The sequence below is a fragment of the Exiguobacterium sp. s152 genome (genome assembly GCF_018618335.1).
Lineage (GTDB): Bacteria > Bacillota > Bacilli > Exiguobacteriales > Exiguobacteriaceae > Exiguobacterium > Exiguobacterium chiriqhucha.
Genome location: NZ_JACSLX010000008.1, coordinates 1 through 13311 on the forward strand (window position 1 = coordinate 1; position 13311 = coordinate 13311).

At 52.3% G+C, this 13311-nt stretch carries 14 protein-coding genes; 3 read left to right on the forward strand and 11 right to left on the reverse strand.

Going from position 1 to position 13311, the window contains the following annotated elements:
• Nucleotides 1–132: 132 nt before the first annotated feature.
• The 7 genes from KNP72_RS12740 to KNP72_RS12770 all read right to left on the reverse strand — a co-directional run bounded on the left by KNP72_RS12740 (nucleotide 133) and on the right by KNP72_RS12770 (nucleotide 5620).
• Complete coding sequence (locus tag KNP72_RS12740; RefSeq protein ID WP_214720344.1) at nucleotides 133–480, reverse strand: hypothetical protein; 348 nt, start codon at nucleotides 478–480, stop codon at nucleotides 133–135.
• Between the two features lie 81 nt (nucleotides 481–561).
• Nucleotides 562–714, reverse strand: coding sequence for a hypothetical protein (locus KNP72_RS12745; protein WP_214720343.1), 153 nt, complete (start codon nucleotides 712–714; stop codon nucleotides 562–564).
• Between the two features lie 49 nt (nucleotides 715–763).
• A complete protein-coding gene (locus tag KNP72_RS12750) occupies nucleotides 764–910 on the reverse strand; it encodes a hypothetical protein (RefSeq protein WP_021066172.1) in 147 nt (48 codons plus the stop codon).
• Between the two features lie 77 nt (nucleotides 911–987).
• A complete protein-coding gene (locus KNP72_RS12755; protein ID WP_251129011.1) occupies nucleotides 988–2154 on the reverse strand; it encodes a sensor histidine kinase in 1167 nt (388 codons plus the stop codon).
• Between the two features lie 203 nt (nucleotides 2155–2357).
• On the reverse strand, nucleotides 2358–3074 hold the full coding sequence (locus tag KNP72_RS12760) for a peptidoglycan DD-metalloendopeptidase family protein (RefSeq protein WP_058764770.1): 717 nt from the start codon (nucleotides 3072–3074) through the stop codon (nucleotides 2358–2360).
• Between the two features lie 438 nt (nucleotides 3075–3512).
• Nucleotides 3513–4094: a YdhK family protein gene (locus tag KNP72_RS12765; protein ID WP_214720342.1), complete on the reverse strand. Its 582-nt coding sequence runs from the start codon at nucleotides 4092–4094 to the stop codon at nucleotides 3513–3515.
• Between the two features lie 26 nt (nucleotides 4095–4120).
• Complete coding sequence (locus KNP72_RS12770; RefSeq protein WP_251129012.1) at nucleotides 4121–5620, reverse strand: multicopper oxidase family protein; 1500 nt, start codon at nucleotides 5618–5620, stop codon at nucleotides 4121–4123.
• A gap of 282 nt (nucleotides 5621–5902) precedes the next feature.
• On the opposite strand from KNP72_RS12770, the gene KNP72_RS12775 reads away from it, so the two are divergent.
• Nucleotides 5903–7759 (forward strand): copper-translocating P-type ATPase, encoded by a 1857-nt coding sequence (locus KNP72_RS12775; protein WP_380081699.1) that lies wholly within the window; start codon nucleotides 5903–5905, stop codon nucleotides 7757–7759.
• 59 nt (nucleotides 7760–7818) lie between these two features.
• Nucleotides 7819–8775, forward strand: coding sequence for a F510_1955 family glycosylhydrolase (locus KNP72_RS12780; RefSeq protein ID WP_214720341.1), 957 nt, complete (start codon nucleotides 7819–7821; stop codon nucleotides 8773–8775).
• 37 nt (nucleotides 8776–8812) lie between these two features.
• On the opposite strand, the gene KNP72_RS12785 is transcribed toward KNP72_RS12780, so the two are convergent.
• From KNP72_RS12785 to KNP72_RS12795, 3 genes are all read right to left on the reverse strand, one after another.
• On the reverse strand, nucleotides 8813–10207 hold the full coding sequence (locus KNP72_RS12785; protein WP_214720340.1) for a sensor histidine kinase: 1395 nt from the start codon (nucleotides 10205–10207) through the stop codon (nucleotides 8813–8815).
• A complete protein-coding gene (locus KNP72_RS12790) occupies nucleotides 10204–10881 on the reverse strand; it encodes a response regulator transcription factor (RefSeq protein WP_214720339.1) in 678 nt (225 codons plus the stop codon). Before KNP72_RS12790 ends, KNP72_RS12785 begins: the two co-directional genes overlap by 4 nt.
• 76 nt (nucleotides 10882–10957) lie before the next feature.
• A complete protein-coding gene (locus tag KNP72_RS12795) occupies nucleotides 10958–12412 on the reverse strand; it encodes a UDP-N-acetylmuramoyl-L-alanyl-D-glutamate--2,6-diaminopimelate ligase (protein ID WP_214720338.1) in 1455 nt (484 codons plus the stop codon).
• A 172-nt stretch (nucleotides 12413–12584) separates the two neighbouring features.
• Here KNP72_RS12795 and KNP72_RS12800 point away from each other — a divergent pair, with 172 nt between their 5' ends.
• The gene (locus KNP72_RS12800) at nucleotides 12585–13076 is read left to right on the forward strand and encodes a DUF305 domain-containing protein (RefSeq protein ID WP_214720337.1); all 492 of its coding nucleotides are present in this window, start codon (nucleotides 12585–12587) and stop codon (nucleotides 13074–13076) included.
• 14 nt (nucleotides 13077–13090) lie between these two features.
• Here the strand turns inward: KNP72_RS12800 and KNP72_RS12805 are convergent, their stop codons facing one another.
• The gene (locus tag KNP72_RS12805) at nucleotides 13091–13294 is read right to left on the reverse strand and encodes a hypothetical protein (RefSeq protein ID WP_214720336.1); all 204 of its coding nucleotides are present in this window, start codon (nucleotides 13292–13294) and stop codon (nucleotides 13091–13093) included.
• Nucleotides 13295–13311: the final 17 nt, after the last annotated feature.

Sequence of the window (13311 nt, forward strand, 5' to 3'; positions counted from 1 at the left end):
TGACCCCGGAACAATATCGGGGCCATCTGATCGCCGCATAGAAAACGTGGGCTTTTTATTAAACTGTCCATTTTACGGGGCTCAGTTCAGTGTTCGCATCAGCTGGCCTCTTCTCATGGCAATTCTCTAAATTTAGTATTCTTTGTTCAACGTGGTAAATTCATCTTCTTTCAAAGGTGAATCGCCTTTTGAATTATGTCCATAATAGGTGACGACGTACTCTTTCTCTTGATTGGTTTTGACGAAAAATTCATACTCGACTCTGTTTTCGTCCTCGAAATTCAAGCGATATAAGTACCCAAATTGATTCATGCTGAACTCGACATCATAGGCGCTCTGATCGATTGAAAAATGCTCAGTTAACGTTTCGTTCAAAAAAGTTTCTCGCTGATCTACCTCATGAAGAAGGAAAAAGATACCTCCTAACAGGAGTAACGCAAAAGCGAGTTGAGACTTGGGTGTAGGTTTGTTAGATGCCATCTACATCAGCCTTCCTTAAATGAGATTAATCAACTGCTACCGAGTAAATATGACAAAGACCGCTCAATGAAGCGGTCTTTGTCATGTCTTCTTCGGCGAAGCACTAAAAGCAAAATACAACCCGACGCCAATTGCGAGTCCAATCAAGTAGTGATCGAGCGCGATGGCAGTCGAGACACCGACGCCGAGGGCGATCGGAAAGGCGTAGCTGCCGGTCGTTTGTTTATTGGACATGGAGCATGCCTCCTTTGTCCAGTTACTACGGGCGCCGCCTCAAAAAGTTTCAAGCCTTCTTCTTCGTCCCTTGGAACGCGAAGAACATCGCGATGCCAATCCCGAGTCCGAGCCACCAGTTGTCGAACAACAGCCCGAAAATGAGAATAAAGGCGACGGCGACCGGGAGTGCCAAAAAGCCACGTTGACGTTTCATGCGAATCATCCTTTCTACGTCTCTCTTCTCGTCTGTTCCCGCTTTAAAGGTGATTCATTCAAAAAAAGACGGTCCTGTCAGTCGGACGTCTCTCGTTCGGTGAGTGATGTCGCATGCGTTGAGCTATTGGGATATAAGTAGATGGAGAACATCGTGCCTTCCCCGTACACGGAGTCGGCATGGATGCCCCAGCCGTGCGCTTCGGCGATCCGTTTACAGATGCGAAGGCCGAGACCGGTCCCTTTGATCGGGCGGTGTGCATCCGAGTCGACCCGGTAATACTCATCGAACACATACGGGATGGCGTCACTCGGGATGCCGATTCCGGTGTCACGGACCGACAGGACATACGTGTCGTCTTCGTTCGTCAGCTCGACGTAGACCGTGCCGCCGTTCGGCGAATACTTGATCGCGTTGCCGATCAAGTTATGGAGCAGTTGCAACAGCTTCTCCTGATCGGCCTCGAGGGTCATGTCATCCGCGGACAAGATGACGTCATGCTGGGGGGCCGTCGCTTGATAGTGCACGACGATGTCCTCGAGCAATGGTCGCAAGTCGAACGTCGACAACGACAATAACTCCACGGAATAGTTCACACGCTGGTAGTCGAGGAAATTATCGACGAGCCGCTCGAGCCGCTCGGCCTCCCGTTTGACGAGCGTCAACATCCCATGCGTCTTCTCGTCATCGCCATGTTGGTACATGAGCAACTCCGCGTAACCGTTGATGGCCGTGAGCGGGGAACGGAACTCGTGGGACAGTTCGGCCAAGAAGGCGTCTTTCTGCTCCTCGAAGCGGATCGAGTCGGTGATGTCTCGCCACATGAGGAATGCGCCGCGCGGCGTATGTGTGAAGTTCACAATGACTTGCATCGTGCGCTCGCCGATGCGGAGCGACTTCGCATCCATGCTCGGGCAACAGCCGAACCGGTTCGTCATGAGTTCTTCCCAAATCAGCGTTACATCGTTCATATCTGCGCCGTTCCGCTCGAACGCTTCGTGGAAGAACCGGGTCATGTCTTCTGGGCGCGAGAAACGCTGGTTGACCATCGAAGGACAGATGGCGCGAAGCTGTTCGTTCGAATACAGATGGTTCCGTGGGAAGTCGATATAACAGACCGCATCTTGAACTTCTTCGACAAGTGAATGAATCGGTAACGACTGGGGTGCGTGAATCTGGTTCATTCGTTTAGCCGTCGAGCGCCCATGGTACCGGCGAGCCGGATAGAATGACTTTCGAGTCATCGCGCGAACCTCCCTTCGATATAAAGCTATATATATACGTAAAGTAATATCGACATACTCCTTTATTATACGATATTCGCCGATGATTCCCTATACCCCCCATAGACCTAGCTAGAAATGGGTCACAACCGGGATAGTCGGACGGAATGCGCACGATTCTAGGAAAAAACACCTTCCTCGTATGTTAGAGGAAGGTGGTAGGATTAGAACAACGTATACGGGTTGACACTATTGGCAGCCGTCGAGCTGCTGTAGACGTATTTATTTTTATGGATTTCGAAATGAAGGTGGCTTCCGAACGAGTTGCCGGTGTTGCCGACCGTTCCAATTTTCGCGCCTTTGGCGACTTTTTGTCCTTTGACGACGTTCAAACGATCCATATGGGCGTAGACGCTCGTGTACGCTTGACCGTTGATCGTGTGCGAAATCATGACGTGGTTACCGTACGCTCCATAGTTACGGGCGACGATGACTTCACCGTATGCTCCAGCTTGGACTGTCGTGCCTTTCGCGGCCGCCAAGTCGATGCCGTTATGGAACGTGTAGCCGTATTTGCCGCTCGCCGGGCCATACCCTTGCGTCAACGTGCCTTTCGCAGGAATCAAGAACTTGCCCGCTGTCGCTGTTTGGAGTGACGTGCTGCTATATTTTTTAACATATGTACTCGAGACGTATTTTGTACTGCCGTTATAATTGATTTTTGTCCATGAACCGGTCGCGCCGAGATAGGTGAACGTTTGGCCGAGTTTGGCACTGCCGACTTTTTGATAAGACGTCGATGGGCCGCTCCGCACGTTCAAAACATTCGTCGTGACTTTGACTTTATACGATGTAGCTGCCTCTACCGGTGTCGAAGCGGGAAGTGTCAAGCCGGAAACAAGAAGGGCGCCTAATGTGATCGTCATCAGTTGTTTTTTCATAGTATGGTAAATCCTTTCAATTATGGAACAATGCGACAGAACAATGATAATTACCTTATAAAAAAATTTTACCATCAAAAAATAGATTCTAATATGTCATTTATATTTCAAAAAAGTATAATCGTTATGAAAACGATTGTGTATTAGAGAAAGTCCAGTCATATCAACGAAAATGAGACATGCAACGTTTTGTTGGTAAAAGAATATATGCCTAAAATTCAAAAAAACTCCGATTTCTCGTAGTTTAGCTTTTGAAAAACAGGGTAATTTTAATTAGTTTAGCCTAAATAAAAAAGGGCCGATGAGAATCAATCCCTTTTGTCAGTTGCTTCCTTGAAATGCTTCGTCCCATACATAAGAAAAACCGAGGCATGTGCCCCGGTTTCACTTGCCTGCTCTTACTGAGAAGGTGTGACCACGTTCCGACAAACGTTTTGATTAAAGTGCCGACAGTTCTTCCTCGGTGACCCATTTATGGTTGGTCACTTCTTCGCCGGATTCTAACGTGAAGTCGACCATATAGACCGTCGTCTCTTCGACAGAATCGATGGTAGCAGTCGTGCCGCCCATACCGCTCATATGCTCGGCATTGACTTCAACCTCATCGCCGACCTCGTACGGGTCGTCCTGTGCACCTTCAATCTCTTCATGAATGATCCATTTATGGTCTTTGACGCGCTCGCCTCCGTGCATCGGGTCGTACGAGATACTGTAGGCGACCGTATCGTAGGCGCCGACGATGGTCGCTTCCGCGCCTTCCATGCCAGGCATATGGGCCTCTGTGATGACGGCCGTGTCGCCGACCGCGAACGTCGGGTTCTCTGCTGACTTCAAGCCTTCGGGGACGTCACCAGACCCGGACATGTCCATTCCTGAATGGTCGTTCCCGTCCATCGTCTCTTCCATTTGATCATTCATGTTCGTATCATTATTCGTCGTGTCGTCTTCACCACAAGCAACGAGTAAACCGCTCAGTGAGAGTGCCATCGTCATCATTCCGAGTTTCTTATTCCATTTCATTCATATTCCCTCCAAGTAAAGTGTGATTAGTCTACTTTCAATTGTCCCATCATCCCGTTTTCTTCATGCTCCAGGATGTGGCAGTGATACATAAACGTCCCTGTCTCTTGAAACGTCATTTCAATGTTCACTTTCTCGCCCGGTGCGACGGCGACCGTATCTTTCCAGCCACGTTCGTTGTCAGGCGGAGGCTTGCCGTCCCGTTCAAGTATCCGGAATTGGACGCCATGGACGTGGAACGGGTGGGTCATCCCGCCCATCATGTCTTCTCTGTTATAAATTTCCCACACCTCGGTCGAGCCTTGCCGGACGTTAATGTCAATCCGGTCAGGGTCGAACTGTTTGCCGTCAATCGTCACCATATTGCCCATCCCGAACAACGTGAGCCGGCGATCGGCCGCGCTCGCCTCGTTAGCGACAGGGGCTTCCGTGAAAGCATCCGTCCAGTCGCCATCTTGCTCGATGTGGTCACGCACCGTGAACGTCGTGAACGGGATTCCGTCCGCTTGAAGAGCGAGGTCGTCCTCGAGCGACAAGTCGGAAAAGTCGATTAAAATCTCGGCCCGTTCACTAGGTGTGAGCGTCAACGTCTCAAGCGAAACCGGTTGGTCGAGCAACCCGCCGTCAGTCGCGATTTGAGTGAACGCCTCCCCGTTCGATAGGGAGAAGTCGAGATTCCGGGCGTTAGAGCCGTTGACGAGACGGACGCGTAACGTGTTCGTCGTCACGTCGAACGTTGTATTGATTGCTCCGTTCGCAATCAACGTATCACCGACCGTCCCATCGACGTTCATCTGGCGGTCGTAATCGAGTTGTCCGTCGGCTGTGAAGAGACGGTCTTGAACGATGAGCGGGATGTCATCAACACCGTATTCATTCGGCAACCCGGTCTCCGCTTGGTTCGTCACGTACAAGAGTCCGGCCAAACCAAGGTATACTTGTTCGGCCGTCGCGCCCATCGAATGCGGGTGAAACCAGAGTGTGCCCGGTTCTTGGTCGATATCGAGACGAACTTGTCTTTGTTCACCCGGGGCAATCGATTGATGGGGTCCGCCGTCTTCGGCTCCCGGGATGACGAGACCGTGCCAATGGAACGAGGTCGGTTCATCGAGCTGATTGATTGTATTGATATAGACGGTCTTTCCAGCTGGTAATTCAATCATCGGTCCGAGCAAATTCCCGTTATAGCCGAGCGTCTCGGTACTGACACCTTGATTGAAAAATCGGTGCTCGCCACGTTCGGTACGAACCGTATAATAGAGCGCCTCGTCCGTGACACGGTCAGGTCGTAGCCGTTCCGGGATGGGGAGTCGTTGATTCGGTTCGTTCGACGCGACGAGCTCGACGGTACCCCCACGTCCCATCCCGCCGTTGCCATGCATCATGCCACCATCGTTTCGATCTCCCATGAATGAACCGTTGCCCATCATCCAGTTTCCAGGAGCAAACGTGAACAAAAGCAAGAACAATCCAATCACGATACTGACTATACCCATCCCAATGACCCATTTCGTTACGCGGTTCATAAGGCATCATCCTTTCGGTTAAAAGCGAGAGCCTATTTAGTTATACCAACAAGTTATGAAATATTTGTTAAACGGAAAATAAGTTTTTATATACTATATAGGGGTATATGGTATACATAGGAGGTGGTCAACGTGGAACATTCACACCACGCGTCATCTCATCATGAACACGGGGAAGCGCATGACTCGCATACCGGCGGACATGAAGGGATGATTGAAGAGTATAAGCGTCGATTTTTCGTCTCGTTAGGGCTGACGATCCCGATTCTCATATTGTCAGATATGATTCAAGAGTGGGCCGGTTTCGAACTCACGTTTCCTTATGAAAAGGAGACGCTGTTCGTGTTGGCGACGATTGTGTACGTCTACGGAGGGTGGCCGTTTTTGAAAGGGAGCATCGATGAATTGCGTCAACGAAATCCGGGGATGATGATGCTGATTGGACTTGCCATCAGCGTCGCGTACTTCTATAGTGTTGCCATCGTGTTCGGATACGGGCATGGGCATGACTTCTTTTGGGAGTTGGCGACGTTAATCGTCATCATGTTGCTCGGGCACTGGATTGAGATGCGCTCGATCATGGGTGCTTCGAACGCGTTGCAACAGCTCGTTCGTCTATTACCGAGCGTGGCACACCGCATCAACGGGAGTGACATCGAGGACGTTCCCGTCTCGGCGCTCGCTGCTGGGGATTTGATTCTCGTCAAACCGGGCGAGCAGATTCCTGTTGACGGGGAACTGCTGAAAGGGCGGACGACGGTCGATGAGTCGATGTTGACCGGTGAATCGATGCCTGTCGAAAAAGAGACCGGGGATGTCGTCATCGCAGGATCAATCAACCAAGAAGGTAGCATGACGATTTCGACGACAAGCACGGGAGAGAGCACATACTTGGCGAAAGTCATCGACTTGGTCAAAGAAGCGCAGGAATCCAAATCGAAAACGCAAAACCTAGCCAATCGGGCCGCCAAGCTCTTGTTTTATGTCGCCGTCGGATCGGGAGTGCTGACGTTCGCCATTTGGGTCGCCCTCGGATATCCGGTCAGTATGGCTGTCGAACGAATGGTCACCGTCATGGTCATCTCATGTCCGCACGCGCTCGGTCTCGCGTCTCCGCTCGTCGTGGCGGTCTCGACAGCCCTGTCGGCGAAACGCGGACTGTTGATTCGGAATCGGACTCAATTCGAAGAGGCGCGTCATCTCGATGCGGTCATTTTCGATAAGACGGGAACGTTGACGAAAGGCGATTTCGGGGTGACGGACATTGAAGCCGCATCTGCTCATACAGAAGAGGAAGTGTTACGTCTGGCCGCCGCGGTCGAGACGGCCTCGCAGCATCCGCTCGCACGAGGTATTCTTCGGGAAGCGGAAGCACGCAAGTTGACGTTGCCTGAAGTCGTCGATTTCGCTTCGATCACGGGGGTTGGATTAGAAGGACAGGTAGAGGGAGGTCACGTTCAAGTCGTCAGCCCCCGCTATATTCGGGAGCATGAGCTCTCAATTGACGAAATGGCGTTCGACCGATTATCGGCCGCCGGGAAGACCGTCGTCTTCACGGTTCGAGACGGGGACTTGGTCGGTATGATCGCCTTGGCGGACATGGTTCGCGATGAAGCGAAAGAGACGGTCCGAGCGTTGAAAGACCGGGGCGTCCGTTCGATCATGCTCACTGGTGACAACCGAAAAGTGGCCGACTGGGTGGCGTCGCAACTTCATATCGAGGAAGTGTACGCCGAAGTGTTGCCGGATGATAAATCACGGCAAGTGCAAACCGTCCAAGCCGACGGCAGCAAAGTGGCGATGGTCGGGGACGGCATTAATGATGCACCGGCTTTGGCCCAAGCGGACGTCGGCATTGCCATCGGGAGCGGCACCGACGTCGCCGTCGAAACGGCCGATATCGTTCTCGTCCGGAGCAACCCGAAAGACGTGCTGTCGATTCTCGACTTGTCTCGCAACACATACAACAAGATGATTCAGAATCTGTGGTGGGCCGCCGGCTATAACATCGTCGCCATCCCGCTCGCGGCCGGTGTGTTGGCCCCAATCGGCATCATCTTGTCACCGGCCGTCGGTGCCGTGCTCATGAGTCTCAGTACCGTCATCGTCGCGCTCAATGCCCGGACGCTCAAGCTTTAACAATTCTTTCATCTTTGGTCTCTATAATGAGGAGGATGCTAAAGATGGAGGGAACTATTATGAAACGAAAGCTACTCGTACCGATGTTTTTGACGACTGTATTTCTTGCCTCGTGTGGGGGTGCGACACCAGCGAGCGAGTCGAAGGAACCGGTCACGGAAGAAAAAGAGACGTCGACGGAACAGGTGCCGGACCGCTGGACAGCGACAAAAACAGGCATCGTGGTCTCGCATATCCACGGTGCCGGCTTTTGGCCAGACGGGCGTCCGGTCATCGCGACGCATACGGGACTGATGGAATTCAGAGAAGACGGCTGGTACGAATTGTCCTCGAACCGTCACGACTATATGGGCTTCGAGCTCGTCAAAGACGGATTCTATGCGAGCGGTCACCCGGCACAGGATTCACCGTATAAAAATCCGCTTGGTGTCGTCCGCGGGACCGATAAAGGGGAGACGCTCGAGATTCGTTCGCTAGAGGGCGAGGCCGATTTTCACTATATGAGTGCGGGTTTCGAATCCGAGAGCCTCTACGTGTATTTAGAAACGGCGACCAGTGAACTCGAACCAGGTTTTTATCGATCGCTCGACGGCGGTACGTCGTTTGAGCCGATGGAGATGGATGGCATCGAAGGTCGAGGCATCGCCGGCATCACGGCCGATGCAAGCGAACCGAAACGCGTCTTCGTCTATGGTCCGGACGGCATCCTCGTCTCAGACGACGGGGGAGACACGTTCGAGCCGTTCCTGGAACAGAAGAATATCGTCACGATGGCATCGACGAAAGGGAAATTGGCGTCAATCACGAAAGACGGTGCCTCGTTCGATCTGGTGGTCTCGGATTTGACCGACGAGACGGAGACGACCGTTGAGCTGCCCTCGCTGAACGCGGACAGCGTCCCGATCGAACTGGTCAGCCAAAACGGGCGATTGTTGCTAGCGACATCGGATAACAGTGTGTACGTCTTTGAAGACGAGGAATGGACGCAACTGTTGCAAGCAGGGAAAGTGAAATGAAAAAAATCCGGCGCCTGAGCTCAGGTGCCGGATTTTTTTAGTGGGGCGGAAGCGTGATGGTGAACATCGTCCCAGATGAATCAGAGGCGACGGTCAACGTACCATCATGCAACCGGATGATTTGATGGGCGATGGCAAGCCCGAGTCCACTGCCACCCGTACGACGGGAACGTGATTTTTCGACCCGGTACAGGCGATCGAAGATGTAAGGCAGATCGTCTTGAGGGATACCTTTCCCGTCGTCTTGAATCGTGAAGCGGAGTGCTTCATCCGTAAGTTGCATATCGAATTGGATATGGCGTGCCTCGCTATGTTGAATCGCGTTGTGGGCGATGGAGCGGAACACTTGTAAGATGCGATGTCGATCTAACTGTAAGACGACGTCTTTGGAGGAGCAGTCGGTGCTGCTAGCAAACGCGATCGAAGTCACTCGGAACATTGTGGCTAGCACGCGTTGCAAATCGTCGCAGAGCGCATCGACGGCCACGGGTTCGCGATGCAACGTGAACGTGTTCTCGTCCAACTGGGCGAGCTGGAACGCGTTCTCGACGAGCTCGGTCAACGCTTGGCTCTCCTCGAGAATCGTCTGAATCGACTGTTCTTTTAACGACTCTGGCGTCTGTGGTTTGGATGCGATTTCGGCATATCCTTGCAGATACGTGAGCGGCGTTTTAATCTCGTGGGCGAGGTCCGACAAGAACTGATTCCGTTCTTTCCGGAGACGAGCCAGTTCAAGCGACATCGCTTCAATTGAGCGGGCCAATTCGCCGATTTCATCCTCTCGGGACGTCGGAAGGGTCAACGTTTCGGGATTCGTCAACACATCCTCGGTCGCTCGGCGCAACAGCTGAATCGGATTTGAAATCAACCGGCTCAGCAAGACGAACGTCATGATGGTGATGACGAGGGCGATGCCGGTGATATAAAGAAACCGGAGTTGGAGCCGATGGCTGATGCCATGGATAATCTCGGTCGGTAGAAACATATACACATACCCGTAGCGGTTGTCATTTTCCATCGCATCAATCGGGGTCCGTACCGCGAGATACGGTTCGTTCTCCCAATCGTCTTCGAGGATGGTCGTCATATTGTCATCGCCTCGGTTCGCTTCCGTTTGGATGAGCACCGAGAGCGGGTCGGGGAAGCGGTTGGATGTCTGTAGAATCGAGTGGTCGGGAGCGGTGATGGCAACTTTCGTATCGGTCTCGCTCTCCATCGTCGCGACGTGGTCAATCGTCTCCTCATCAAAACTCATCGCTAGTACGCTCGCATGGCTTTCCGCTCTCGATTCGAGCCGGTCGATTTCTTCGACAACACGTTCACCGAGGAGCGTATGGTAGAGCAATAAGAACAAGACGCCTTCAATCAATAACGTCGTCAATAAAAAGATCAGGCTGATTCGGAATGGGAGGCTATTACGTCGGAATGTCATGAGTCCGACCGCTCTTCGGTCCAGCGATAGCCGCGACCCCATACCGTTTTCAAATAATCGTCAATCGGGAAGCCGGCCTCGCCGAGTTTGTCGCGAATCATGCGGATATGGGCATCGACCGTGCGCGGGTCCGACTCGGACGAGTAGGGCCACACCAAGTCGTATAAATCCATCCGGTTGTATAGCCGGTTCGGATGTTGCAAGAACAGTTTCAAGATGGCTGTCGCTTTCGGCGTCATGACGACTTCTTGTTCTTGATAGAGGATTCGTCCGCTCGCTTCCTCATAGCGCAGCTGTCCGTAGTTCACATTGGTGACACGGCTCCGTCGCAACACCGCACGAATCCGGGCCAGGAGCACATTTCCTTCGAACGGCTTCGTGACATAATCGTCGGCACCCGCGTCCAACCCGCGGATCGTTGTCTCACTGTCCGAGCGGGCCGTCAACAACACGACGGGCAGTTCGGCATCGAGCGCCTTGATTTGGCGGCACAACGTGATCCCATCGACGCCGGGCATCATGATGTCGAGCATCACTAAGTCCGGACGTTCGGAAATCCGTTCCATCGCTTCTCGTCCGTCAGCGGCCTCGATACAGGTGTAGCCGTCGCCTTCGAGGAATAGGCGGAGCAACCGTCTCATTTTCATTTCGTCATCGACAATCAAAACTTTCATATGTGGTCCTCCTATGATTCTGAGCCGTCTCGTCTACATAACGGTTTCGAGAGAAGGGGAACGTTCTCCTTGTCCCTCAGGGCAGTTTGGGCAATTGAAGAAACCGTCGGACGAGTTCGGGTTCGTCGAATGGTACGGCTTCGTCTCCGATGCGCTCGACGCGGTCATGCCCCTTTCCGAATATGACCCCACAGTCATAGTCCGCCATCTGGTCACAGAAGAACCGGATGGCTGGTTCGCGTTCAGCGAATTGGACCAGTTCGACAGATGACCCGGCCGCCAAATCGTCGAGGATGTGTCGGGGGTGTTCGTGACGTGGGTCATGGACGGTCAAGATGACATCTGCTCCTGAAGCAACGACCACCTCCATCATGTTGCTGCGCTTCATGCGGTCGCGTTCGCCAGCAGCACTGAGTAACACGAGTACACGCGGATAGCGGGCCGTCAATGACGTCACGACTTGTTTGATGGCGTCCGGGGTATGCCCATAGTCGATATAGACCGATTGATTGATTCCGGTCACTCGTTCGAGGCGTCCGCTCGGTAACGTCAACTTCTTCAGATGAGGAAGAATCTCTGCCAACGGAATACCGGTGTGCAGGACGATGCTGATAGCGCATAACGTGTTATCGAGATTATAGTCCTCATAAAACGGGAGGGGCGATTGCGCCTCCTCGTCGCCTAACTGGAGCATGAACTGCTCGTCTTTCTGATACCCGATCAAGTTTGCGGTAGTCGAGTGACGACTGAATAAAAAGGAGTCGGCGACGGATGGTGCCATCGACAGCATGAGCGCATGATGCGAATCGTCGGCATTGACGATGCCACACCCTGAATCCCTCAACTGGGCAAACAACTTGGCTTTCGTGTAGGCGTACGTCACCATCGTCCCATGATAGTCCAAGTGGTCGTGGGACAGATTGAGAAACGAAGTCGTCTCGAACTGTAACTCGGCAATCCGAGACTCCGCAATGGCCTGAGATGAGACTTCCATCAGACAATCAGTGACACCATCCTCGACCATGGCGTGAAGGTGGCGATTGATCGTCAACGGGTCAGGCGTCGTGTTCGGTGTCCCAAACTTCTGTCCGCAGTACGTGATGCCGAGTGTGCCGATGAGACCGGCTGACATCCCGATGTGCCCAAACAATTGATGAGCAAGTGCCGTCGTCGTTGTTTTTCCGTTCGTCCCAGTTACGCCATGCAGGCGTAGCCTCGTTGAAGGGTAATCGTAAAACGCGTGGGCAAGTTCCGCCAACGCTTGTTTCGTGTCCTTACAATAGATGACAGGTACCCGAGCCTCAATCGGACGTTCGGCGACGATGGCGACCGCTCCGTTATGGATTGCCTCGTTCACGTAGTCATGGCCATCATGACGGTAGCCTGAGATACAGACGAATAAAAAATTTTGTTTAATTTCTTTGGAAGAGAAGGAAATGCCCTCAATCATCGTTTTGGCAGGATTGTCTAAATACGTCCATGTCACGAGCTGTTTCAGCTTTGTCAACAGGTCTTGCAAGGTTTTCAACACTTCTAATTTCTCCTTTATTGGCAAAGTCCATTTTGACAGTATAACCGTCGTTTGTGAAAAAGAAGTGAAATGAGAGCGAGGCCTATGTCTCGAGCGAATCCTCAATGTTTTAACGAAATTGGATTAGGCAATCGATTATTAAAACAGACCATCAGAAAAGGAGGAGTAGACGATGAAACCTTACGCAAAATTTGGAGTGATGATTCTCATATCGACATTCCTCATGTATTGGCTCATGTATTTGAACGTGTTCCAACTCGACCACGTCTTCTTCAGTCAGACGCGTCTGTACATGGCGCTCATCATGGGATCGGTCATGGCGTTCGTCATGTTGCTGTTCATGTGGGGCATGTATAAAAACAAGAAGTTGAACGCCGTCATTTTAGGCGTGAGCGCGCTCGTGTTCGGACTATCGCTATGGCTCGTCCGGAGCCAGACGACGGTCGATGACGTCAGTTGGATGAAGGCGATGATTCCGCACCACTCGATCGCCATCTTGACGAGCGAGCGGGCCGAGATCGAGGACCCGCGCGTGAAGCAGCTGTCAGAAGACATCATCGAGACACAACGACGTGAAATCGAAGAGATGAAGCGGTTGATTGAAGAGTTAGAGCGAGAAGAAGCGGCAAAAGAAGAGGAAGCAAAAACAACAGCGACCGAGTGATGCGGTCGCTGTTGTCATGTGTGAGGGTGCAGTTGGGCCTCGATCAATTCGACGGCAATCGTCAGTGCTTGAATGCGCCGTTTGGCGAGTGTCAGTTGTGACTTGTAACGTTCGGGGTGATCTTTCGCCTCGAGCGTTTTCACGGTTTCCTGCAGTTTGTGGAGAATCGAATCGATTTGTCGCTTTGCCTCCGTCAGTTCTGTTGTTGAATAATCCATGTGACCTCCTAGATGGT